The organism is Arcicella sp. LKC2W (assembly GCF_034931005.1).
In the GTDB taxonomy this organism is placed as follows: Bacteria; Bacteroidota; Bacteroidia; order Cytophagales; family Spirosomataceae; genus Arcicella.
Genome location: NZ_JAYGIN010000024.1, coordinates 81189 through 104432, shown reverse-complemented (window position 1 = coordinate 104432; position 23244 = coordinate 81189). Strand labels below are relative to the sequence as shown.

General features: G+C 31.7%; 25 protein-coding genes. 5 read left to right on the top strand and 20 right to left on the bottom strand.

Annotated features, from left to right (window positions below; all coding sequences use genetic code 11):
• From VB796_RS18850 to VB796_RS18835, 4 genes are all read right to left on the bottom strand, one after another.
• Window positions 1-1572 carry a TolC family protein gene (locus tag VB796_RS18850; protein ID WP_323348137.1) on the bottom strand — a complete coding sequence of 524 codons (1572 nt, stop codon included), beginning with the start codon at window positions 1570-1572 and terminating at the stop codon, window positions 1-3.
• A 28-nt stretch (window positions 1573-1600) separates the two neighbouring features.
• Window positions 1601-2122: a cyclic nucleotide-binding domain-containing protein gene (locus tag VB796_RS18845; protein ID WP_323348136.1), complete on the bottom strand. Its 522-nt coding sequence runs from the start codon at window positions 2120-2122 to the stop codon at window positions 1601-1603.
• Between the two features lie 128 nt (window positions 2123-2250).
• Window positions 2251-2904: a helix-turn-helix transcriptional regulator gene (locus tag VB796_RS18840; RefSeq protein ID WP_323348135.1), complete on the bottom strand. Its 654-nt coding sequence runs from the start codon at window positions 2902-2904 to the stop codon at window positions 2251-2253.
• An 87-nt stretch (window positions 2905-2991) separates the two neighbouring features.
• Complete coding sequence (locus tag VB796_RS18835) at window positions 2992-3744, bottom strand: hypothetical protein (RefSeq protein ID WP_323348134.1); 753 nt, start codon at window positions 3742-3744, stop codon at window positions 2992-2994.
• A 446-nt stretch (window positions 3745-4190) separates the two neighbouring features.
• On the opposite strand from VB796_RS18835, the gene VB796_RS18830 reads away from it, so the two are divergent.
• Window positions 4191-5276 (top strand): histidine kinase, encoded by a 1086-nt coding sequence (locus VB796_RS18830; protein WP_323348133.1) that lies wholly within the window; start codon window positions 4191-4193, stop codon window positions 5274-5276.
• Window positions 5277-5560: 284 nt separating this feature from the next.
• Window positions 5561-6277: a LytTR family DNA-binding domain-containing protein gene (locus VB796_RS18825; RefSeq protein ID WP_323348132.1), complete on the top strand. Its 717-nt coding sequence runs from the start codon at window positions 5561-5563 to the stop codon at window positions 6275-6277.
• Between the two features lie 55 nt (window positions 6278-6332).
• Here the strand turns inward: VB796_RS18825 and VB796_RS18820 are convergent, their stop codons facing one another.
• The 16 genes from VB796_RS18820 to VB796_RS18745 all read right to left on the bottom strand — a co-directional run bounded on the left by VB796_RS18820 (window position 6333) and on the right by VB796_RS18745 (window position 20624).
• Window positions 6333-7076: a DUF3667 domain-containing protein gene (locus VB796_RS18820; RefSeq protein WP_323348131.1), complete on the bottom strand. Its 744-nt coding sequence runs from the start codon at window positions 7074-7076 to the stop codon at window positions 6333-6335.
• A gap of 74 nt (window positions 7077-7150) precedes the next feature.
• Window positions 7151-7981, bottom strand: coding sequence for a hypothetical protein (locus VB796_RS18815; RefSeq protein WP_323348130.1), 831 nt, complete (start codon window positions 7979-7981; stop codon window positions 7151-7153).
• A gap of 161 nt (window positions 7982-8142) precedes the next feature.
• Window positions 8143-9993, bottom strand: coding sequence for a type 2 lanthipeptide synthetase LanM (gene lanM / locus VB796_RS18810; protein ID WP_323348129.1), 1851 nt, complete (start codon window positions 9991-9993; stop codon window positions 8143-8145).
• A gap of 196 nt (window positions 9994-10189) precedes the next feature.
• Window positions 10190-10507 carry an NHLP leader peptide family RiPP precursor gene (locus tag VB796_RS18805; RefSeq protein ID WP_323348128.1) on the bottom strand — a complete coding sequence of 106 codons (318 nt, stop codon included), beginning with the start codon at window positions 10505-10507 and terminating at the stop codon, window positions 10190-10192.
• A 53-nt stretch (window positions 10508-10560) separates the two neighbouring features.
• Complete coding sequence (locus VB796_RS18800; RefSeq protein WP_323348127.1) at window positions 10561-10878, bottom strand: NHLP leader peptide family RiPP precursor; 318 nt, start codon at window positions 10876-10878, stop codon at window positions 10561-10563.
• A 55-nt stretch (window positions 10879-10933) separates the two neighbouring features.
• Window positions 10934-11251, bottom strand: coding sequence for an NHLP leader peptide family RiPP precursor (locus VB796_RS18795; protein WP_323348127.1), 318 nt, complete (start codon window positions 11249-11251; stop codon window positions 10934-10936).
• A 37-nt stretch (window positions 11252-11288) separates the two neighbouring features.
• The gene (locus VB796_RS18790) at window positions 11289-11618 is read right to left on the bottom strand and encodes an NHLP leader peptide family RiPP precursor (RefSeq protein WP_323348126.1); all 330 of its coding nucleotides are present in this window, start codon (window positions 11616-11618) and stop codon (window positions 11289-11291) included.
• A gap of 598 nt (window positions 11619-12216) precedes the next feature.
• Window positions 12217-14214 (bottom strand): adenylate/guanylate cyclase domain-containing protein, encoded by a 1998-nt coding sequence (locus VB796_RS18785; RefSeq protein WP_323348125.1) that lies wholly within the window; start codon window positions 14212-14214, stop codon window positions 12217-12219.
• Between the two features lie 102 nt (window positions 14215-14316).
• The gene (locus tag VB796_RS18780; protein ID WP_323348124.1) at window positions 14317-14505 is read right to left on the bottom strand and encodes a hypothetical protein; all 189 of its coding nucleotides are present in this window, start codon (window positions 14503-14505) and stop codon (window positions 14317-14319) included.
• Window positions 14506-14710: 205 nt separating this feature from the next.
• Entirely contained in the window at window positions 14711-15139 is a 429-nt protein-coding gene (locus tag VB796_RS18775; RefSeq protein ID WP_323348123.1) for a transposase, read from the bottom strand.
• Window positions 15140-15171: 32 nt separating this feature from the next.
• Complete coding sequence (locus tag VB796_RS18770; protein ID WP_323348122.1) at window positions 15172-16323, bottom strand: ISL3 family transposase; 1152 nt, start codon at window positions 16321-16323, stop codon at window positions 15172-15174.
• A gap of 10 nt (window positions 16324-16333) precedes the next feature.
• Window positions 16334-17455, bottom strand: a complete 1122-nt coding sequence (locus VB796_RS18765) for a tyrosine-type recombinase/integrase (RefSeq protein WP_323348121.1) — start codon at window positions 17453-17455, stop codon at window positions 16334-16336.
• A complete protein-coding gene (locus VB796_RS18760) occupies window positions 17445-17867 on the bottom strand; it encodes a single-stranded DNA-binding protein (protein WP_323348120.1) in 423 nt (140 codons plus the stop codon). The genes VB796_RS18765 and VB796_RS18760 overlap by 11 nt, the downstream gene beginning before the upstream one ends.
• 849 nt (window positions 17868-18716) lie before the next feature.
• Window positions 18717-19004: a YciI family protein gene (locus VB796_RS18755; RefSeq protein WP_323348119.1), complete on the bottom strand. Its 288-nt coding sequence runs from the start codon at window positions 19002-19004 to the stop codon at window positions 18717-18719.
• A gap of 51 nt (window positions 19005-19055) precedes the next feature.
• A complete protein-coding gene (locus VB796_RS18750; protein WP_323348118.1) occupies window positions 19056-19673 on the bottom strand; it encodes a hypothetical protein in 618 nt (205 codons plus the stop codon).
• 429 nt (window positions 19674-20102) lie between these two features.
• The gene (locus tag VB796_RS18745; protein ID WP_323348117.1) at window positions 20103-20624 is read right to left on the bottom strand and encodes a phosphoheptose isomerase; all 522 of its coding nucleotides are present in this window, start codon (window positions 20622-20624) and stop codon (window positions 20103-20105) included.
• A gap of 556 nt (window positions 20625-21180) precedes the next feature.
• Here VB796_RS18745 and VB796_RS18740 point away from each other — a divergent pair.
• From VB796_RS18740 to VB796_RS18730, 3 genes are all read left to right on the top strand, one after another.
• On the top strand, window positions 21181-21756 hold the full coding sequence (locus VB796_RS18740; protein WP_323348116.1) for a Crp/Fnr family transcriptional regulator: 576 nt from the start codon (window positions 21181-21183) through the stop codon (window positions 21754-21756).
• Window positions 21757-21841: 85 nt separating this feature from the next.
• Window positions 21842-22405, top strand: coding sequence for a hypothetical protein (locus VB796_RS18735; RefSeq protein ID WP_323348115.1), 564 nt, complete (start codon window positions 21842-21844; stop codon window positions 22403-22405).
• A gap of 10 nt (window positions 22406-22415) precedes the next feature.
• Window positions 22416-23075 carry a hypothetical protein gene (locus tag VB796_RS18730; protein ID WP_323348114.1) on the top strand — a complete coding sequence of 220 codons (660 nt, stop codon included), beginning with the start codon at window positions 22416-22418 and terminating at the stop codon, window positions 23073-23075.
• Window positions 23076-23244: the final 169 nt, after the last annotated feature.

Here is a 23244-nt window from a genome sequence, read left to right as displayed (position 1 = left end):
TTAATTATCAGTATTGGGTATTAGATAAAATGCTTTTGAATCCACAGTGAAACCATTGTTGTCTTGCGAAATTAATGTCCCAGTTTGGTGTCTAAGATTCACAATTGCATTAGCAAATTGTTGATAGGCTTGCAAATACTGCAATTCAGCAGTAGTGAGACGTTCTTGAAATAATATCAAACTTAAAATGGTAGTTAACCCGGTTTGAAATTTTACTTGCTCATTGTTGAATGCTTCTTTGTAATTATCTAAGGCTTTTTTGGCCTTTTCTAAAACAAGAACACTATTATTGAGGTTGTACAAAGCGTTGGTTATGTCTATTTCAATGTTTCTTTGAAGATTATCGTTAGCTATTTTTTGGTCGTTTACAGCTATGTTACTTTTGGCAAGATTACCTTTTGCTAAATTATTATTGACTGGAAAAGTGAAGGTCAATTTAGCACCAACTCCCATATTTCTCCCCTGATTGTTCATAAATGAAGAAAACGTTTCACCTATTCCATTGCCTGTACTGGCACTGCTATGAAACGCAAATCCAGTTAAATCTAATTGCGGTTTTGTATTATTTTCTGCCAATTTATTTTGCAACTCCAAAGCTTCTGATATTTTTCTTACCGCTTTTAAGTCAGCCCTTTTTTCTTTGGCAATTCTGATAAAATCATATTTATCAAAATTGTTTCGATATTCAGATGTAGCAATGGTTGGAAATTCATTTAAAGGAACATCCAACAGTAAACTTTCTTCATTACTTAACCCGATTACTCTTCCTAAGTTGAGCCTTGCTTCATACAGATTTTGCTCAGCTAAGATTGTCAATTTTTCTTGATTTAATAAATCTGCATTTATCTGTACAATGTCTCCCGCTGGTTTCTTATCTGCTTTCACCAATTCATTTGTAATACCTAATACATTTCTTACTCGGCTTTCGTTCTGTTTGTAAATTTCTAAATTTTTAAAAACTGTATAGTAATTCCAATAAGCGAACCCAATTTGTAAAATCTCAGAGGAATTGACAAACTCGTTATTCTTCTTCGAATTTTCTATGTACAAAAAAGACGTTCTTTCTCCTGTTGTTGCTATATCACGCCCTTTCCCTCGCTTCAAGGGTTGGGTTAATGAGAAGTTTACCGTACTTAAATGATTCCCCAAGTACGCTGCAACGTTCTCATTAAAACCATTGAAAGGTAGGTTACTGTTATTAAAACTATAGTTTAAACTAATATCTGTAGTTTGGCCAGTACGAAGTAATTTCCGAAAACCCGCCGAAAAGTCGGTCGTATTTGATTTCAACACTTTATCGATGAACTGATTTCTTGGGTCGGCTTCAAAAAGAGAATAGTTACTGTGTCTAACACCAAGGTTTGAGTAAGAATTAAAGTCAAATACGCTCCTTCGTACTTTCAAATTAGCCTCAGCATCCTGTATAGCATAAGCACTCCTTTTCAAGGTGGGGTTATGTACAAATGCCTTCGATGTGATTTCGAGTAAATCACATTTGATCTTTGACTGGCCATGCAATTGAGTATAATATATCCCAAATAACAATGTGAATATGATTTTCCAAGAATTCATATTGATTTCCATTTTAATAATGCTTAGTTTATACTTCAGCGAATTTGTTGAGGATTTGCCCGAAGCGTGACCCCGCCTGAGCCACTCCATCAAGCACATTAGAATCTATTATATCCTCTTCTTCTGGATTTCCATAGCCTAATTGGTCGGTAGTTTTTCTTAATCTATTAGAAAGAAATAATGCTAATGCATAGTAGAAATTCGATTTGAATTCCATATTTGTTTTAAGCCTGGAATTAATCGCTTCTTTTGACATTCGATAAACAACTGATGGCTTAGCAACAATAACCGAGACAGAAGGTGGTCTTGACTCTAAAAATGACATTTCTCCAACAATTTCACCTGCTTCCAATTTCGCAATACTTTCATGAGGATTACTACTTGAACAGACAGCTAATTGCCCAGATAACACAATGTATAAATTGTCGATAGGTTCACCCTTAGTGATTAATCTATCTCCTGTTTCTAAATCCAACTTGGTGCCATTATTTAGCATCCATTCCACATCTCTATCGTTTAATTGACCTAAGAAAAAAAGTACACGCTTCATAAGAATGTTGTTTAAAATGTTTGAACAAATTTATTTTATTTCACACTGATAATTAAGACAAAAACACCGTGATTACTGACGTTTTGTAGGAATTAGTAAAGAGCAGAAGTGGTAGAATTTATACAATTCTAACGTAGAGAATTCAATAAATCTTTGGGGGTAATTTTGTATTGTCCTGAAAATAATGTTGAAAAATAATGTACGTCATTGTATCCAACGGCGTAGGCAATCTGTGAAATAGAACGATGAATATAACTATCAATCATTTGCTTAGCCTTATGCAGACGAAGTATTCTTATATACTTATTGGGGGTTAGATAAACCAAGTTCGCAATTTTCCTGTGTAATTGCCTTTCACTTACTGCCATTTTGTAAGATAACTCGTTTAAATTCAAGAAATCTTTCGTAATAGAACCGTAAATCTCTTTTTCAAGATTCATTAACCATTCTTGGTCTTGTTTCGTTATTTTCTGCGGTTTTATTTCGTCTGCACACATTTCTCTTACACATTCATTATCTTCATAAATCTCAAAAATATCAGGACGACCTTGAAAAGTTAAATTCAAAGATTTTGACCTTGCCTTCAACATTATTTCTTCTACTATATCACTAATTTCTTTCGTGTTTGAAAATATTATTTCTTCTAATCTCTCTTTATTCTCAAGGGTATTATTTTGATTGGCAGCAATTATGTTCTCTAATGGATTTTTGATATTCTGAACAATCTGTTCCAGTACATCAGGGGAATACCAATCGATAGATAAGTTTTTAGTTGGGTTCATTATCAAAAACATTTATAGTTTGAAAATAGATTTAAGAAATACTTAGAATTCAAATATGTCTAATAATGTGTACTTATTTGTATAACCCTAATATATATACGTATTCGCACTTTCATTCTTTTTTCGCATGAATATTTCAAATTCTAGAAAATTATTTTTTCTCCAAATAGTATCTTTAGGATTTTTAAAAGCTTCAAATGCGGCAATCGTTTCTTGGTCAATCTGATAATTTGAAGTAGCCTTTTTTTGTAAGGAAAATAACTTCAAACGCTCAGATTTTTCATACCAGTGATTAGCTCTTTCTAAATATTCAGGCTCGTGTGTCAAAAAATAAATTGTTTGATAAAGTAGAGCCACCCCGATTGTTCCATTTTTAAAATCAAAATTTAAGGTTTCTTCTTTAACTCTTTCTTCTTTAATTTTCGAGAAAGAAGCAATCAAATTTGCTGATTTAAATAATTTTTTATCTTCCAAAATGAGTGCAATTTTTACAAACAATAAAGCTGTTTGCAATTCTCCTTCATGAAAAGAAATAACATTGTTTGTCACCAGTATATCACCTTCAAACTCTACAGGAAGAATAGAATTATCTTCGTCAGATAAATCTAAAGGAATTAGATAATGCCAGATAATATCAATACTCTTTCTAAGTACACTTTTGATTTCTTTCTGCTGAGAATAATCACTCGAATAATAAGACTGAACAAGATGATATAAATCAAGATTAAACCCCGTCATGTTCAAAGAAATATGCAAGTGTTCTCCTTCTGAGAGTTTATCTAATATACGATTGCAGTAATTCAAATATTCGTTTTCAATATGGAGTAACCTATTATTCATATCGAGGTTTGTAGGGAATTGATACTTACTTTGATTTATGTGTTGTAATGACGTGCGTGCAAAATGGCTTTTTCAGTAAATTTGTTTGATAAAACTGAATCTAAAGGTATAGGATGTGATAAATTTTAGAAAACTTATTATGTAAAAATCCAAAAATGTTATGTCAAACCCTCTTTTTGAATAGATTTTCTATATTTTGTATCTTTATCAATAAGTAGATACTAAATTTTACTGGTCTTATAAGTATTGAGAATATCAAATGATTTTTGCTGTACATTGCTCAAAGAATGTTCTATGTTGAAACGGACAATAGTACTCTTTTTCAAAATAAGATTTGCTGAATTTTTCATAGTAAATTTGTTTTAATTGGTTTCTTGATTCAAAAGTATTACATAGAATACCCCATAAAAAAAACATTATTTAAACACTATTAAATATTATGTGAAATGCTTAAACTGATAAATTTTGTCAAAAAAAAACTAAAAAACACTTTCATCAAAAATGAATACCTTTATCATTTATTAGTATGGGGAATTTATTTTACTCTTACCAATTTCAATTTTTACTTAAGTACTGGTGGTAATACAAGTGTCTTGAGTATTTTTATTGGGATGTTGCTGGTGGCTATTATACTTTTTTATGCAAATATTTACATAGTTATCCCTAATTTTTTGGCAAAAAAAAAATATTTGGGGCAATTACTTGGGATGCTTTTACTACTAACCATCTATATATTTTTCCGCTACCTCTCTAACTTTTACCTATTCCCTCTGTTAGGAGAAGAATATATTACATATAAAACATTATCAAATCAATTTTTTGCTGATTCTGGATGGTTTGCAACACAATACTTTCTCTTAAGTTTTGGTTATTGGTATGCTCTTCAAGGTATAGAAAAAGAAAGAGAAAATAAGAGTTTGGCGGTTAAAGTTTTAGAGTATAAACTGCAACTTAATAAACTCGAATTAGATTTTTTAAGACAGCAAATTAGCCCTCACTTTGTCTATAATATTCTTAGTTCAGTTTATTTTAAGGTGTACAAAAAAATGCCTGATACTGGAGAGATTATTTTACTCTTATCAGAAATAATGTCATACTCAACAAGTGCTACTAAATCAGATGATGAAGTACCACTTGAAGAAGAAATTAGAAATATTGAAAGATTCATTGAATTAGAAAAATATAGATATGGAAGTGATCTTGATATAGATTTTCATGTAAATGGTAGCCCTGACAAAGAAGACCAAATTCTTCCACTTGTATTATTAACATTCATAGAAAATGCTTTCAAATACGGAGATAGAAATAACCCAGACAGACCCATAACTATCAAAATCAATATTGATGAGGATAGATTAACTTTTTACTGCTCAAACGTGATTCAACAATTATCCACTGCCAAAAAATCAAATAAAATTGGAATTGCCAACACTCAAAAAAGATTGGAACTAAAATATTCAGGAAGATATACATTATCTAACAGAGCTGAAAGAGATGAATATATTGTTAATTTTTATCTTGATTTTAGATGAAAAAATGGTAATCCATTTAAAGAGAGATACGATCCTTTTTGCGTGATTGCTACCTTTGAATATTGATAAAAAACCAATATAATATTTAAGAGCCACAAATAAAGGTTCATGTATTAAGGTTCATTTTCTTAAATAGTAATAGTTTTCAGCTTAAAGCAATTATATTTGCAATGAAGATTCTTTATCGATACATGACTACTAAATAAAAAACAGTAAACATAATCATTCTTGACCCACAGATATTCATCTAATGTTAGAAATTAAACCTACAAATAGTAATTAAAATGTTGAAATGTTTAATCATTGATGATGAAAATCATGCAATTGAGCTTCTTACTGATTACATTCAAAATGTTAGTTTTCTTAAGTTAGAAAACACTACCAATGACCCCATCATCGGGCTGAAACTTATAAATGAAGGAAACTATGATATAATTTTCTTGGACGTTGAGATGCCCAAAATTACAGGTTTGGAGTTACTTGCTGGCATTACCCAAAAAAGTAAAGTCGTTATTACGAGTGCTAATCGTAATTATGCTGCTGATGGTTATGAAAATGAAGTCTTTGATTTTCTTTTGAAACCAATCCGTTTTGAACGGTTTTTGAAAGTTGTTCAAAAAGTTTTTAATACTACAACCAAAGAAACTACAAACACAAAAGAAGATTTTATTTTTGTAAAACTTGAAACCAAGAATCGGTTAAAAAAAATTTTGTATGACCATATCGTATATATAGAAGGGGCCGGGAATTATATTACTATTCACACGATCACTGAAAAAATTACTACCTATTTAACCCTAAGAGATTTTGAAGAATTAGTACCCTCAGAAAAATTCATGAGGGTACAAAAATCTTATGTTGTTGCTATTGCAAAGATAACTGGACTGGAAGGCAATGAGCTTGTTCTTGAAAATAACAAGGCAGTATTAGTTGGAGAATCTTATCGACAGAAAGTTAATGAGTTTTTTGGAGGGTTTATGAATAAGAAAAAAAGCAGATAATACTATTTTCTCGTCCAGAGGCATCTATTCAGCAATATTATTCTAAGTTAATATTTTATGGAATTTTTATTTTTTGTAAGAAATCTATCACACCCCCAAGTAGTAGGGCAGAAAAAGAGAAAGTAAGCATTCCAATCGAATAGGCAAAAAATGATTTTATGTAACTCACTAAATTATACTCATCAAAAAATTGTCCTATTGCCCATGTACTATAAGCGATCCCTATAAAACCCGAAATTTGCATTAAATGGAAATGTGTCAACCCTTCAAGAATTGCAAAAATCGCAAATAATAACATATCAATACCCATTACAAAGCATAAAAGTATTAATATTTCAAAAAAATTATAGTCATATTTTTTAAAAAATAATCTCAACCAAAATGCAATAAACATTCCCACAACAATATTTGCATATCCATAATGATCCTGTATCCAATTAAAAATACCACCAATTGAGCTTTGAGAACTGTTATTTACGTTATTAGTATCTTCAAAATTAATATAACCTGATTCAATGTGAAAAATATTATTGATTATTGTATATATCAAAGAGGTTATGATAATAAATACAACAGGCTTTATAAGTCTGCTTCTATTTTTGGTGATAAACATTTTTACATTTTGTCCTGGTCTTAGTAACAATTCTTTTATCGTATAAAAAATACCTTTTTCAAAATGAATTATATGCTGAATCTCATGCAACATATAATGTCCATCAATTCGTGGTAGCTCCAATGACTCTTCACATTTAGAACAGTAATTTCCATTTATTATCTGAGTATTACGTTTATTTCCCATGTGTATTTTTATTAAAATTGTTTTAAATGCAATTGATATGAAATAGTATTTCCCCTTCCTATAGTTTATCTTTCTTATCTAATTCTTTTAAACCTCATATTGGTACTTTCATTTATTTGAATAATTAAGAAGCTCTTATTAATTTGATATTTCCCTTTTAACAAAGTTGCCATTTTTGTGGTATCACGTTTCAAAAAATCATTTGCTTTGTTACTATCTAATATTACTTGATATTTCTTGTCAAATGATTTTAATACTATTGAATCGTTAGTAAAAGTGTATGTACCTTTTATCATTTCAGGGTTGTTGCATAATCCGTTGACTTTAAAAGTGTTGGCAATCTCAAAATGTACTCTATTAAATTGATTTGCATTATCAACATTTTGCCATGTGCCATAAAACTTATTTGTCTCCATGTATTTATTTTTTAGGGTGCTAATCAATAAGAAGAAACCAATAAATACTAAAGGAATATAAATCCATTTTATTTTTCTGAATTTGCCAATCCATTTTGGATTTTCCATAGTAGCAAATAAGGGTGGTTCTTCAATTAAATACTTATAAAGAAGTGGATATTCCGAAAAGAATATAAATAGAGCCATCATGGTTAATACACTTGCCATACCTTTTGCCCCTTCAATATTGTAGGCAAAATCTGTTAACAAGATATTTACCATGAAGGATAAAAATAAAATTACGCCTATTCTAGTCGTCTTTCTGAAAAATAGTAATAAGGAGCTTATGATTTGTAAGCTTGCTATTAATATGCCATACCACCGTGAGTATCCAAAGTAATACCATGTTAGCTCAAAACCACTTAAAAGACCAACAGGCTTATCGTAAGTACTCGGCTGAGTAGTAAATTGTGTTCCTAATATTTTCGCAAAAGCATAGGAAAGAATCATTGTCGCTAAAAAGTAACGGCAAAATGTATGAAGATAATAGTGAAATTTTATCAATTTGTTTTTATTCTGAATATCCAATTTTGAAGATAAGTTTTGTGTTTGAGTTCCTTATGCAAGGAAATATATTTTGTTGATAGACCCAGGTTTGATGAACAAGTATATTAAAGTGTTAAAGATTCTGAGATTAATGACATTTGGTAATCGAAGTCCTCCGAGGTGAAGCTTTCAATTTTCTTGAATATATTTTCAATTGCATTAAATTTTATTAAGTTAGTTTTTTTCTTGTCGGGTAGATTTATGTCTTTGTCTAACGACTTTATATGAAAGACGGGAATATCTCCGTGTAGCATCTGTTTTCTTTCATAGGTAAGTAGGGCTGCCCCTTTATCAAAAACTGTATATGCTCGTGCCAAAATTTCAAGTTTGATACCATATTTAAGAGAATCTGATAAATACTCTGGCTTATTGAGGTATTTTAAAATTTTATGATAAACTTTTGTTTGACGATTTATGAAGCGAATATTACTATTCCAAAAACTATTTATTGGTGATTGTGGAGATAATAAATATACTTTATTACGAACAATCAATTCGTAAAACTTTTGGAACCCTTGCTTGAACTCTGCTTGATAATTTATAAGATTTTCTACATTATCATTGTAAATAGGCTTATTTGATTTATAAAGTTTTTTTATGTTAAAATCAGACTCTATTGACATTTTGTCTTGATTAGGATTCTTTACTGTTAAAGTCTCAACGGTAGACTCTAACAGTGAAGAAGAGCCAAATCCGTACATAAAAAAAGGCAAATCTAATTTTTTAGTGGGTATAAGTGATGTTTCTAAAACTGTTCCGGAGATATTATTTTCAGTTTCTTGTTTTACACTATTCAATGCTGGACTAAGAATCGTTTCATGGTCGATTAATACGGGACTATTACCTGAAGCAATTATATTTTCATAATGATAATCTTTTGAATTCAGTAAATATGCTATCCCCAATATGATACCTGCTCTTTCATAATAAAGTTTAACATCGGAAATACTATTACATTGAGAATTCTCCACAAATTCCATCCAACCATAAGTCTGTTTGTCTAATATTTCGAATGTTAATAGTTTTTCTTCAATTTTATCGTTAACCCAAGTAATAAATGAATTATAGGCTTTAGTGATACTTACATTCGTAGGTTTATAAACTATTTTAAAGCAATCATCAAATTCAATAATTACTGTGGTTTCTCCATTATGTAAATCGCCTGAATTCAAATGAAGTTTGCTTATTTCTCCAAGCTTTCGATTAAAAAGAGATTCTAACTCCTTTTTATCGCAATAAAACCTTGTATAAATATTGATAACAAAACTACAATAGCTATGTGTTTTTTCTGAAAGCTTTCTTGCAAGCATTGGATACTTAAGAAAAAGGTGCTGATACTTATCATCTAAGATACTCAAAACAAATTTTTTATAATAGAAATCCTCGGGCATTCCCTCAGCTAAAACTCCAGTTTTAAACTCTTTAAATAATACTGAATATGCTAAATTATATAAATCTTCATAGAGTAGAATATTTAGTTGATTTACAACTTTTTTGTTGATGCCTAATGTTGATTCATTTAACTTTTTAGAAAAATAATTTACATAAGGCAGAAACAAATGATAAAATGGTTTTTGAAAGTTATCATTTATGGTAGATACTATATTTTCCTCGGTTATATGGCTCATAATATTGTCCAGTACATTTATCCAAATAGGAAAATCAATAAAATTTTCCAGACAAACAACTTCAGAAATCATTGTAGGTAAATCATCGGGATTTAGATTATTGATAAGACAATATTTTTCAAAAGTATTATTAGAGCCATCTTTGGAAATACTTTTTTTCCAATAATCTAAATAGTCAAAATTTTCATTCTTTTCATAAGAACATTCAACCTTTTTGCTACAGTCTAAGATTTCAAAAGGGGTTAACGATTTAAAATATAATCTTTTAAGAAATGATGAATGTTCCATATTATTTTGATATAATTTCAATAAAATCATCAGAAAAGGTGTTGTCAACTTTGAATTAACAACACCTCAAATACTTTTAAATAAATGCGTAAATTTCTTTTAGGTTTAGACAATTTTAACTCCAATCTATTTTAAGTAAAAGCAAAATTATGTGGAGTTACGTACTGTAATTCCACATGATTTTACTTTTAAAGTATCAACCCCATCCGATACAAATCCCTGTCCATGTAAGTTCTAAACTGAATTTTCCTCCAGCAACGGCTTCTAATTCTGCCTCAGTTAATTCCATATTCTCTGGATTCACCGGAACGTTGATATATACAGTTGAAGGATCTGTTTGATCCATTACTACTAATTTTTTACCTTTCAAATCCAAGGGCTTTCCAGATAATTTCTCAATTGCTTGAACTGGATTTGCCACTAATTCGTGCTTGAATGAATCATCTTCCCAACATTTGTTGATGATTGTTTGTAAATTTTTCTCTGAGTTTGATTGTGCTTCTTTAAAGTCCATTTTGTTAAAGGTTTACGTGTTGTTTTTTGATTTTTAGGATACGTTTTGAATGATTAACTCCATTCTACACAAATTCCAGTCCACGTAAGCTCTAATTTGAAAGCTCCTCCAGCAACAGCTTCTAATTCCGCATCCGTTAATTCCATATTTTCTGGATTCACTGGAACGTTGATATATACAGTTGAAGGATCTGTTTGATCCATTACTACTAATTTTTTACCTTTCAAATCCAAAGTCTTTCCAGATAATTTCTCAATTGCTTGAACTGGATTTGCCACTAATTCGTGCTTGAATGAATCATCTTCCCAACATTTGTTGATGATTGTTTGTAAATTTTTCTCTGAGTTTGATTGTGCTTCTTTAAAGTCCATTTTGTTAAAGGTTTAAATGTTATATTAATTATTTTAGGTTATATATTTTGAATGATTAACTCCATTCTACACAAATTCCAGTCCACGTAAGCTCTAATTTGAAAGCTCCTCCAGCAACGGCTTCTAATTCCGCATCCGTTAATTCCATATTCTCTGGATTCACCGGAACGTTGATATATACAGTTGAAGGATCTGTTTGATCCATTACTACTAATTTTTTACCTTTCAAATCCAAAGTCTTTCCAGATAATTTCTCAATTGCTTGAACTGGATTTGCCACTAATTCGTGCTTGAATGAATCATCTTCCCAACATTTGTTGATGATTGTTTGTAAATTTTTCTCTGAGTTTGATTGTGCTTCTTTAAAGTCCATTTTGTTAAAAGTTATATTAATTAAATTTGTTTACGCATTAAATTTTTATATAATCTTGTAATGCAGGGAATAAATTCTTCACTAAATCATTCCAAATCGGTTTACCACCACCAGCAATTGACTCAAGTTGCTCTTCTGTCAATTCCATATTTTCCATTTCAGGTTCTGCAGGAATAGTCAGATATACTTTTGACTTGTCGGTCTGGTCTGCAATTACTAAAGTCTTTCCTTCTGGTAACACTATTTTCACACCGCTCAACTTCTCTATTACAGTTACAGGATCAGCTATTAGTTCCTTCCTAAAATTAGAATCTTCCCAAGCCTTGGAAATGACCGTCTGTATGATTTTTTGTTTTCTCTGTTCCATGTCTCTGTTAATATGATGTAAATTTAGAGAGGTATTTTCTTATGAATTTGCCAAAATAACCGTCAAAATTGCCAACTTAAATCTTTTGTTTTTTTCATAAAATCAACGTCTATCTATAGACGTTCTTTTATGTTCTAAAATTAAAAGGTTAATTGTTGAGAGAATTGCCTAAAAAACTGTCAAAATCGCCAATCTGATTTTATTCTTTCTTAAAATCAAATTTTACGTTTTACGCAATCCTTTGATTTATATTTATTAAAGTTAAGAGATTGAATGTTGAGAGAATTGCCTAAAAAACTGTCAAAATCGCCAATCTGATTTTATTCTTTCTTAAAATCAAATTTTACGTTTTACGCAATCCTTTGATTTATATTTATTAAAGTTAAGAGATTGAATGTTGAGAGAATTGCCTAAAAAACTGTCAAAATCGCCAATCTGATTTTATTCTTTCTTAAAATCAAGTTCTATTTTTAGATGGCTCTCCGATTTTATGTAGTAAAGTTATGAGTTGGTGAAATTGCCAAATAGATAAAATATAGATTGGCGGTAAACATAAAATCCCATGCGGCTTGCACAGGATTTTATGGATTTTGATATTTCAATTAAATACTAATTCATCTGCTTGTAGCTGTTCCCTTGCATTCATGGGCTTTTTTTTCTCTACAAAATACATTTTAATTTCTCCTTTGCCCTTTGCGTGAATATTTCCTCGATATTCAAATGTGAAACACTCATCATCTTTTATTAAATCATAAAGTGTCTCACTAATATTAACTTTTCCCACCATTCCGTTGCTTTCTATTCTACTGGCAGTGTTTACAGCATCACCCCAAACATCATATTGGAATTTTTTAACGCCCACAATACCTGCAACAATGGGTCCTGCATGAATACCAAGCCGCATTTCAAAGAAAGGAATTTGCTTTTGCTCATTCTCAATTACTCTTTTTGTAACAAATTCTTGCATTTCTAAACCTGCCAATACAATGTTTTTAGTTGAGTTTTCGTCGGGGTGCGGAATACCGCCTGCTGCCATATAAGCATCACCGATGGTTTTGATTTTCTCAACTTTGTATTTTTCGACAATCAAATCAAACGCCTTAAAGCATACATTTATTTCTTCTACCAGACTTTGTGGAGTCATTTTTTCGGCAGTTTGTGTAAATGATTTGAAATCTGTAAACAGAATTGAGACCAAATTAAACTCTTGGGCATTTACACTTCCTTTTTCTTTCAGTTCATCCGCTATCTCTGCTGGAAGAATATTCAACAACAATTCTTCTGAACGGTCTTTTTCTATTCTCAATGCTTCCCTTGATTTTCGGACAAAATTTAAACTACTCCATAAGCCACCCGCTACCACAAGCATAAAAAGCAAAGAAACAATAATGATATTTCTTTGCTTTTCCTTTTTTTGTACTTCTTCTTTATGTTTAAGGTCAATAAGATTTTGTTTCTTTACATACGCAATGCTATCTACTAATTGCTGCTTTTGAAACTCCATGTTCATCATTCTACTGGAAGTTTCTTCGGAATGCAAACTATCTTCAAAAATATTCACTTTTTCATAATAGGTAAGTGCTAATTGATTTTTTCCTAAAGATTTATAAGATTTGTACAGACATTCGCAGGCATCTTTTTCTACTGAAACCGCACCTAATTTTTCTGCTATTGATAATCCCACTTTACATTTATCAACAGATTCTTTGTTTTTCCCTATTTGGTGGTAGATATTACCAATGGCGATATGAGAATCGCTTTTGTACTGTAAACTGTTTATTTCCTTGGAATCTTTTAGGCAAATATTATAATAGGACAATGCTTTCTTGAAATCTGATTGTTTGTAAAATAATTCTCCTAAGTTAGAAAGTACTTCAACTTTTATTTGTTTATCTTTTTCCTTATCCGCTATTGTTAATGCTTGACTGAGATTCTCGAAGGCTTTTTTGTAATTGGATTGTCTGCTATAAACAAAGCCCATAGAATTCAAGCATTGAGCAATTGCTTTCTCGTCGTTTAAACTTTTATAAATTAAAAAGGCACTGTTAAAATACTTCATAGCATTTATGTAATCTTCAACTTTGGAATATATGCCACCAATATTTTTTGTGAGAGCTGCTGTAATTTTTTTGTCTCCCAATTCTTCTTGCACTATAACCGCTTGCTTGTAATACTCCAAAGCCTTGGGATAATTTCCAAGATAATAGTAAACACCTCCCATATTATTCAATTGTGCCGATATACCTTTTTTATATCCTGCTTTCTTATAAGCATTCAAACTTATTCTAAAAAAACGCAGTGCATTTAATACATTTCCTTGGTAATAATGTAATATTCCAATATTATTAAGACATTCTCCAATCTTTTGATTTTCCCCAATGCTCTTATAAATAGTTAAACTGTTCTCAAATAGAGCTAAAGCTTGTTTCAGATTACCGGTATCCTGATACTTTGTAGCACATTTAACAAGGCTGTCTGCGATTTTCTTATCTTGAGAATTTTCTCCATTAGTATTATTATTTTGACCAAATACTTTCGGTTTCGTTCCAGCAATTAGAAAAAGAAAAAATAATATGTACATTTTACCACTTTTCACGTATTCTAAAAGGTTTGTTTGAAAAAACATTAAAGCGTGTGTATTCATTTAAAGAATATACACGCTTCAATACTTTGTAATAATGCTTGTTTTCAATAGATATTATCTAACAAAAGTAGGAGGCAAATCCCCCCCTCCAGAAATTGTATCTAATTGATCCTCATTTAACTCCACATCATCAACAATAACTGGATTATTATTCAAATGATTTGATTTGTCTGTCTTATCTACAACAGATGTATTTTTCTTTTCTGGAGAATGGGAGTCTTTGTGTTTGTTTGTTAATTCCATGACTTATCATAATTTATTGAAACTGATTATTTTATGTACATAGAATCACAGGAGAATAAGAGGGTACACAAATCAGTCTAACTGTATTCATAAGTACAGCGTAAAATTAACTTGATTTACTACTACAAAACTGACAAATAGACTGATAAAACATACTATATGAGAAATGCGGATTAAATTGGTTCTTCGTCAATTTTGGTGAAAACTACCATTTGCTGGTTATCACTACTCTTTTTCTAAGTAGCTGAAAACTCGCCCGACCGTACATTTGCCGTTTGATAGTTTTGAGCCTATTGACCTGACCCTCTACGGGACCGTTGCTCCATTTAGATTCAAAACCTTCAAAAACAGCCTTATAATCACTGAGAATTCCTTTGGCAAAACCTTTTATATGCTCTTCTTCATCATTGATGATATTTCTGCACCAAGGCATTAGCTTTTCACCTGTTTTATCCTTCATAAATCTTCTGAAATTCAAAACGGCATTCCTTACTTTTCTGATGACAGGATTAGCGTCAATTAACCGAGTTAAATATGCTTTGGGTACTTCATCCGTCCAATCCTTACGAACAGACCCTAACCAAATACTTAATTGTTTTGAGGGATAATATTTCACTTTTACTATTTCAGGCATAGTTTCAACCATAGTTTTAGGGTAGCCTTTCATCAGCTCATAAACAACCCTAATTTTATATTTAAAGCCTTTTTCTTGAATTTCTTTATACAGATTTTGGCTGACTGTTCTCCTTCATTCCAGCGTTTTATGAGGTATTCTTCGTAATCAAGAATATTACTTTTCTTATGGTTTACTTTGGGAAGGAATGTTGTTCTTTCCCAATATCTATTCAAGGTATTTCTTGACATCCCAAGTAATTTAGCAATTTTTCGTTTGCTATGTCCTTCGCTTTGTAGCTGCTTCGCCTTAACAAAATTATCAAGGTATTTACTGTGATTTTGCTTTGGGAAAGGCTTTATATTTTGCTCAATTTCAAGAATTGGCGATGATAAATTATCTGATGAGCCAATTTTTTCCTCAGATTTTAACTCAACTGCAATCTGCTTAATACTTTGTCGTTGGGTATTCAAAAAACACTCAAAACTTTCCATCAGATTATTAAGAATATGCCAGCGGTCAGCTATTTGTGCAATATTTTTGCTGGTCTCAGTAATAGCACTGATGTAAGTTAATGAGCGGTCTCGACTTACGATTTCTACTGAGGGATGCTCTAAAAGCCACTTTGTTAGCGTTTTAGCTTCCCTATCAGGTAGCAAATCAATTACTTTATTCTTCTCTAAATCAACAATGATTGTCCCATAGTCAAAAAGTTTCTTAAAAGCCCAATCATTCACTCCTATGATTTTGGGCAGAATTATTGGCTGAAATGGACACTTAATGATGAGCCTTAAAATCGTCGAAGCACTTACTTTTACAAAAGATAAAATTCCGATACGACGTGTGAGATTACCCCCTAATTCAAGCCCCATAGATGATAATAATTCATTGAAGCGGTCAAATCTTCTTGAATAACTCTGAAGATGTTGTTGGAATCGCTCACTAAAAATCTTACGAACACAATATGTATTTTCACAAAAGAACTTGCGAACTTGTAAATGTACTGTGGTAATTTTTCCAGAAATAGGTAAATCACCAATAATTCTTAAATACCTACTGTGAATTTTAGAACTGCTCTCCTGACAAATAGGACATTGACTTGATACTCGACTGCTGACAACATTCAAATTTATGGTAGTGTCGGTATACTGAAAATTGGAAAGGGTTAAATCCAGTGCAATGGGGAGAAATAGAGATTGTTCCATTATCCAAAACTTATTTAAAATGGTAGTTTTCACCAAAATTGACGAAGAACCTCATTCGCAAGAATATACACATGGTGTCTAATGGACTTTTAATGTTTTTTACTTCCTTTTTACTAACGTGTACATAACGTAAAGTGGTCTTAATATCGCTATGGCCTAATAATTTTTGGATAAACATTACATCTGTTCCACTTTCCATCAAATGTGTTGCATAGCTGTGTCTTAAACCATGAATTCCTACTGTTTTATTGATTTTCGCTTTTTGGAGGGCATCAGAAAAAACTTGTTGGGCACTTCTTACACTGTATTGTCCGCCAAATTGCCCTTCAAATAGATAAACTTTGGGTCTAAATTCTTTAAAATATTCTCTCATTTGCCATAAAATACTTTCTGGGAGATTTACATAACGGTCTTTTTTACCTTTTGCTCTTTCTATAAAAACCTGCATCCGTTCACTGTCAATATCTTCTATCTTTATTGCCACAATTTCACTCACTCGCAAGCCCATGCCGTAGCAAAGTTTAAGCATGGTGTTATGTTTAAGATTGGTAGTTACTTCAAAAAGTTTCTTGATGTCTTTTATACTAATAACTTTTGGTAATAATGACGGTTTTTTAGGTCTTTGAATTTCAAAGAAAAACTTTTCCCTTCTCAAAACTGTCTCAAAATAGAATTTAACAGCATTGATACGACTATGCAAGGTATTTTCAGAAAGTTTTAAGGTGTTTATACAATATAAGAAATAACTCCTCAGCCGAGTAGCATCTAAGCTGTCCACAGGAATATTTTTCAGTATGTACAATAACTGTGCAAACTCATTCTTATATGTTGTGATGGTACTCGGGCTGTATGCCTTCAATTGGAGTGTTTCAACGAACTTTTGTAAAGCAGGTTGATTGACATCATCTATATTAGAAAGAACTTCTTTTCCAATGGGACTTTTAGGAGACAACTTGAATTTTTCACGATAAAATGCCGAATCCAGCACGTACCAAGCCTTTTTAGAATTACTCCACTTTACACCAACTAATTTTCGGACACGCTGATTCATTTCCAAATCTCTTTCAAAATGGATATAAATAACGTCTTTACCCTTGTGATTTGCGAGTTCGTATTTTATCTCAATTGCCATCTGTTGCCTTTTTATCAAGTAGCAAAATGTTTTCAGCTACGATTTCTGAAACATACTTTTTTTGTCCGTCTTTGTCGTCGTAAGTTCTGGTTTTGAGTTTCCCTTCCAGATAAATTAAACTGCCTTTGTGTAGGTACTTTTCGGCAAGGTCTGCCAAAGCTCGCCATAAGACAATATTGTGCCAGTCGGTAATAGTTTGATTTTGCCCGTTAGCGTCTTTGTAATGTTCAGAAGTAGCTAAGGAAAATTTGGCAACTTTTACATTGCCTTCGAGATTTTGGATGATGGGGTTGTTGCCCAAATTGCCAATCAGTGTTACTTTGTTGAGTCCTCTCATAGGGTAAATTATCTTCTGATTTATCAAACGGTCAAACATAAAATCTCTCAAAAGTGAATGAACCTTAATGTGCATACGTTAACCAATTCATTTTAGAGAACGCTTGAATTAATAAGTTGGGGATTTTGGAATCTGCTTGATGGTAAATATAATATTAGAATTGACAGAACCTGAGCGTGATTGCAAAATTTAGAATCTAAGAACCAAGAATCCGATTCAGAATCCCAAGAACCAAGAATCAGAATCCCAGAAACCAAGAATCTGAGTCAGAAACCAAGAATCTGAGTCAGAATCCCAAGAATCAAGAATCAGAATCCCAAGAATCAAGAATCGGAATCAAGAATCAGAACCAGAATCCCAAGAATCAAGAATCAGAATCCCAAGAATCAAGAATCAGAATCCTATGAATCAAGAATCTGAGTCAGAATCCCAAGAATCAAGAATCAGAATCCCAAGAATCAACCGAATAAGGAATATGAAAGAGTATTGCGTATGTCAAACATTCAAGTCATTTCGATGAATAACAATATTAGAAATAAATTGATTGTTGGAGACATACGCCGTAACAACGATGGAAACATATCAACAATCGGCATCAAATTGTTTTTCTTGTCATGTTACCAATAAAGTTCATGTCAGCCATGTATTTGAAGCAATACAACTTTTGAATTAATGCAGAGATATTTAAGTTTAAAGTCCTGACCACTTGAATCAAGTAGTCAGGACTTTATGTTCTTGAAGTTCGTTTTTAATTTACGTATAAATGCTGAATTTTATATCGCAATGCTTTTGAGTAAGTCATTTTCAATACTCCAAAATGACAGTCCTATCATGTTTCCAATCTTTGTGGATATCCAATTTGATGTGGTGTCGTTACTTGCTTTATCTGGAAGATGTTATCTTTTCCTTTTGTAGTTTTTTCGGTTATTCAATAAAACAAGCAAAGTCTTCGTCATATTTAGTTGGAATTACTTCTGTTATGTCATAATCAGCAATTTCATTTTCATAAAAGGGGTCTTGGCTGAGTATATTAATCAATTCTTCTTTTTCTACATTGCGAAATAAAATGACACCTCCTGTTCTTGGATTTTTTCGGGCAGAAAAAATAATCTTTTTTTGTGAATAATGTTTATTTAAAAATTGCACGTGCGGTTCAATAAATTTTTCTACTTCGCTGATGTCTTTCTTGTATGTTAAAGTAACGATATACATTGTATGTTTTATATTTTGTTTGCCTAATAGTATTGAATCGTTGTCTGTTTTTTATTTCCCAATTAGTACATTGTATTCTTTCGGTACTGTTACCCCGATAAAATGATTTGTTAAACCATACAAGATTATAATTGTCATAACCAATCCTAAAATCAAAATGGCAAATGATTGTCTTTTGGGTGTCAAACCAAATACAGATTGTTGCATTTTTTTATAGTGAATAGCAGCCATGTGTCCAAAAAATGAAAGTACGGCAAATCCGTAATATGGAACAAAAAACAAATTAAAAGGAAACGAATTCAGTCCTGCTACACCAAAATAAAAATTTGTATCAAGGTTTAAAAAAAGTCGCCCACCTAAAACTGCACTTAAATGAATCATGAAAAATATAGCCAAGTATAATCCCGTCCAAATGTGAAGTTTATCAAATAGATTTGTGGCTATTTTTCTGTTCGTTTTGAAAAGTTTCAACCCCGATACAATTTGTAGAAGTACCGCAATTAATAAAATTGTTTCAATAAAAATATTACGATAGAATAATCGCAAAGTGTTCATTACTTCAATATGTTTTTCCGCACCCCAAATGCTACAAAAGTGATTGAATAAATGTAATCCGATAAAAACCGTAATCGTTAGTCCTGATAGGTAATGAATTTTCTTGATTGTCATTTTTTAACTGTTTAAAATTTGTGGTGTTTCGAAAACCTGCTTTTCCAAATATCTTCAAGTCGAAAAACAATCCATAAAAGCAACCATTGAAGCAGACCGCCAATAGAGGTTAAGTTCAACACTAAGCGTCCTTCATTCCTTGATGGTTTGACTGAATGCCAAACCATCAAGGCTTAGTTATTATCGGTAGTTTTGTTTGCGGTGTCTCCCATCATTCCCTATATTTATTTACAAATTGAGTATGTTGCTGTTGCGTCTTTCACCCAATTGTTTGGTGAGGGCTGGTTTAGACTACTTACACAGATAGTTTTGATTTTATTGGAACTACAATCTAAGGATGACAACGCTAAAACTTTACTAACATTTAAGTCTGTTAAATTATTACTTGAACAATTAAGTTTGGTCAGTGCTGTATTTTATCCCTAAAAATTATCTACCAAAGTCGTCTTGCAATCTTACAATATCTTCTTCATCAGATGGCTGTTCAGAATTGGTGTGTTGCCAAATTTCCGCTACAACTCCCCAACCATTTAATCCAATCAAACGGTGACGCTCACCCTTATTCAATTGGATGAAACTACCTGATTCTAAAACTTGAATTTCTTCGGGTTCATCATCATTATCACTCACTTTTACACCAACTGTTGTTCCTGCAATTACTTTCCAAATTTCGGCACGACGGAAATGATATTGCCATGATAAACGTTTATCTGGAGAAACTACTAAAATTTTAGGTGATAGCTTATTCGTAATTTGAATTTCAGACATTTCTAATTGAGGAAAATATCGAGCTGCAAATTCAGTAGCTTGACTTTCTTCTAATACAAAAAAACCTCCCCATGGGCGAGTTTGATCTTGAACAGAAATTGAAAGACCTAATTTTGAGAGTTCAGAGGCGATTTGATTGAAAAGGTCAGCCTTTTCAATCGTAGGATTAATTGTTAAATTCATAAATAGATTTTAAATAAATTGGAATAATTAAAAATAGAGTATAAAGATAAATTGGATTTAGGAGGTAGGCAAAAGTTATTTTAAATTTTAGATTTGAATATATTTTTATTGAAATTGGTATTCTTTAGTACATTTTTGATATGACATTCAAATTTATATACCCTTAAAATAAATCGGAAGTATATACCCTTTGACGTAAGTCAAGTTTTTTCAATAAAAACCTCACCCCCTCCAGGGGTCGGAGGTGAGGTTTTGCGTCAAATAGTATATAATTCCGAAATAAATTTTAGCCTACAACCATTTTCATTTGAAAGAGAAATTGGTTACACTAAGAAAAGTAGCAATAGGAAAAATAAGGTGTATTCCTACTGAAATAACCGCAGTATCAAACAATACAAAAGAATTTATGAGTCCACCAAGCTATGTAAAAAAGCAAGATTTATGCTCATACAAACTGTTGAGATAAAACAAAACATTCTATTTTTAGAAATCAAACGAGCCGCATTTTATAGTTTTGCTATATTTGCGAAACCATTTGAATATTAAACCATTAAGTATGTTTGACAAAATATTAAATAGCCTTGCACAGTTTATTTTGCTTGATAAAAGCGAGCAAGATTATTTTGTGAATAAGTTGCAGGTCAGACAATTCAAGAAAAAAGAATTGATTTTACAAGAAGGACAAGTTTGTGATAATGTATATTTTATCAATAAAGGTTGTTTAAGATACTTTTATAACATTGACGGAGAAGAAAATACAGCACAGTTTTTCTTTGAAAATACTTGGTACACAGACTTCGATAGTTTTCTTACGGGTCGCCCGTCCAGACTAAATATTCAGACACTCGAAAAAACAGATGTATTGATGCTTTCATCCAAAAATATACATGAAATTTATGATGAAATGCCAAAATTTGAAAAATTAGGAAGGAAAATGGCAGAAAATGCTTTTCTGGGTGTAAGGAGTAGAAATGAAATGCTCGAAAACTTCACTGCCGAAGAGCGTTACCTTAACCTAATAAAAGAACGACCCAAAGTGATGGAGCGTATTCCTCAGCACTATATTGCTTCTTATATTGGCATAAAGCCTGAGTCCTTGAGTCGAATCCGTAAAAATATTATGGAAAAATAATTTGCTCATTTTCCTAACGTAGGTTAAGAATTCGAAGCTTCTTGTGAGCGTAATTTTGTACTTGTATCAAACACATAAGTATAAAATGAAAACAATCCTTCTTTTCTTTGGTGGATATATCTGCCATACTTTTAGTGCCTTTTCCCAAGTAGTCGAAATGCCTTCATCCCAAAAATGGGGAGTAGAAACTGAGCTATTCCAACCCTTTTATCCAACAGTTCAAATCATTCGTATTCAAGCCACTAAACGATTAACGCCTATTAATTTCAAAAATCATGGCGAATTGATTATTGGAGTTTACATTCGTCCAAATGTAAAGCATGATGTGGTAGAGAAAATCAATGAATATATGCTTGTAGTTGGTTACAGACAATACTTATGGAAGGGACTCCATATCGAAGCCAAGTCAAACATGGGTTATGCTTGGGGAACCAAAAACCTAATTGATGGGAAAAACTACGAAACACCAACTTGGTTTTGGGAAACTAATGTGGGCTACAAATTAAATTTAATCAAAAAAGGGGAAAATATCATTTACCTGACGCCACAATTTGGAGGTCTTGGTAATATTATCGCTGATATTGGCCCACGTGGTGGCAAACCAGATAATTTTCTCCACGGAAACATCCTTTTAGGAATTAATTTTTAAAAACGAAACTATGAAAAAAATATTTTTAAGTATAGCATTACTGGCTTTGACAATTCAATGTTTTGCTCAAAAGAAAACCAAGAAAGAGCTATTGTATAGTTATAAACTTTCGATTGTGGCGGGATTAATTCAGCCCATAGCTCTAAAAGGCGGCAATATAGAAGTGAATTATACCACAAATCGAATGATTTTTGATTATTCACATGGTTTTAATCTAAACCCTCCATCGGCATCGGGAGGAGAATATAAAAGTCAAAATGTAGATTTATATTTGCCGTTTTCAACGGGTTTTGGCATTGGGTATAGGTTCACTTCAAATCTTGATGTCCGCTTTGAACCCAAGCTACATAGCTGGGAAGTGTATTATAAAGATGAGCCACAAAATATCAACAATAGGATAAAAGATTATAAAACATTTACGCTGGGGGCGGGTGTCTATTATCGTTATTTCCCGTTCAGAAATAGTCAGAAGAAGATTTTGCAAGGCATAACTACTGCTACAAGTTTACGATATTGGCCTAATGTAGGTAGTTCTTTAAGCGATGATTCGTTTAGTTACCACAACAAAACCACCCAAAAAACCGAGAATCAAAAAGTTGCCAACGTAGGAATTGATAATTCACCTTTAATTTTTAATATATCCGTAGGCTATACTTTTGGAGGAAAATAACGTTTAAGTTATCTCAAAAGGTTTTTTAAAATTAAAGAACAGTTGGGTTAAACATTGTATTTTCAATCTATTTTTTATGGTTAAGATGTGTTGAATGATTAACAATTATCTCAAGCTAAAACACTCATTTTTGTCTATTCTTTTTCAATTTTAATTGATTTTGCATAGT

What these genes read in the sequence shown, in the direction of transcription:
- VB796_RS18850 (WP_323348137.1), bottom strand. Translation starts at nt 1,572, where the DNA reads ATGAATTCTTGGAAAATCATATTCACATTGTTATTTGGGATATATTAT.
- VB796_RS18845 (WP_323348136.1), bottom strand. Translation starts at nt 2,122, where the DNA reads ATGAAGCGTGTACTTTTTTTCTTAGGTCAATTAAACGATAGAGATGTG.
- VB796_RS18840 (WP_323348135.1), bottom strand. Translation starts at nt 2,904, where the DNA reads ATGAACCCAACTAAAAACTTATCTATCGATTGGTATTCCCCTGATGTA.
- VB796_RS18835 (WP_323348134.1), bottom strand. Translation starts at nt 3,744, where the DNA reads ATGAATAATAGGTTACTCCATATTGAAAACGAATATTTGAATTACTGC.
- VB796_RS18830 (WP_323348133.1), top strand. Translation starts at nt 4,191, where the DNA reads ATGCTTAAACTGATAAATTTTGTCAAAAAAAAACTAAAAAACACTTTC.
- VB796_RS18825 (WP_323348132.1), top strand. Translation starts at nt 5,561, where the DNA reads ATGTTGAAATGTTTAATCATTGATGATGAAAATCATGCAATTGAGCTT.
- VB796_RS18820 (WP_323348131.1), bottom strand. Translation starts at nt 7,076, where the DNA reads ATGGGAAATAAACGTAATACTCAGATAATAAATGGAAATTACTGTTCT.
- VB796_RS18815 (WP_323348130.1), bottom strand. Translation starts at nt 7,981, where the DNA reads ATGATTCTTTCCTATGCTTTTGCGAAAATATTAGGAACACAATTTACT.
- lanM (WP_323348129.1), bottom strand. Translation starts at nt 9,993, where the DNA reads ATGGAACATTCATCATTTCTTAAAAGATTATATTTTAAATCGTTAACC.
- VB796_RS18805 (WP_323348128.1), bottom strand. Translation starts at nt 10,507, where the DNA reads ATGGACTTTAAAGAAGCACAATCAAACTCAGAGAAAAATTTACAAACA.
- VB796_RS18800 (WP_323348127.1), bottom strand. Translation starts at nt 10,878, where the DNA reads ATGGACTTTAAAGAAGCACAATCAAACTCAGAGAAAAATTTACAAACA.
- VB796_RS18795 (WP_323348127.1), bottom strand. Translation starts at nt 11,251, where the DNA reads ATGGACTTTAAAGAAGCACAATCAAACTCAGAGAAAAATTTACAAACA.
- VB796_RS18790 (WP_323348126.1), bottom strand. Translation starts at nt 11,618, where the DNA reads ATGGAACAGAGAAAACAAAAAATCATACAGACGGTCATTTCCAAGGCT.
- VB796_RS18780 (WP_323348124.1), bottom strand. Translation starts at nt 14,505, where the DNA reads ATGGAATTAACAAACAAACACAAAGACTCCCATTCTCCAGAAAAGAAA.
- VB796_RS18775 (WP_323348123.1), bottom strand. Translation starts at nt 15,139, where the DNA reads ATGCCTGAAATAGTAAAAGTGAAATATTATCCCTCAAAACAATTAAGT.
- VB796_RS18770 (WP_323348122.1), bottom strand. Translation starts at nt 16,323, where the DNA reads ATGGAACAATCTCTATTTCTCCCCATTGCACTGGATTTAACCCTTTCC.
- VB796_RS18765 (WP_323348121.1), bottom strand. Translation starts at nt 17,455, where the DNA reads ATGGCAATTGAGATAAAATACGAACTCGCAAATCACAAGGGTAAAGAC.
- VB796_RS18760 (WP_323348120.1), bottom strand. Translation starts at nt 17,867, where the DNA reads ATGCACATTAAGGTTCATTCACTTTTGAGAGATTTTATGTTTGACCGT.
- VB796_RS18755 (WP_323348119.1), bottom strand. Translation starts at nt 19,004, where the DNA reads ATGTATATCGTTACTTTAACATACAAGAAAGACATCAGCGAAGTAGAA.
- VB796_RS18750 (WP_323348118.1), bottom strand. Translation starts at nt 19,673, where the DNA reads ATGACAATCAAGAAAATTCATTACCTATCAGGACTAACGATTACGGTT.
- VB796_RS18745 (WP_323348117.1), bottom strand. Translation starts at nt 20,624, where the DNA reads ATGAATTTAACAATTAATCCTACGATTGAAAAGGCTGACCTTTTCAAT.
- VB796_RS18740 (WP_323348116.1), top strand. Translation starts at nt 21,181, where the DNA reads ATGTTTGACAAAATATTAAATAGCCTTGCACAGTTTATTTTGCTTGAT.
- VB796_RS18735 (WP_323348115.1), top strand. Translation starts at nt 21,842, where the DNA reads ATGAAAACAATCCTTCTTTTCTTTGGTGGATATATCTGCCATACTTTT.
- VB796_RS18730 (WP_323348114.1), top strand. Translation starts at nt 22,416, where the DNA reads ATGAAAAAAATATTTTTAAGTATAGCATTACTGGCTTTGACAATTCAA.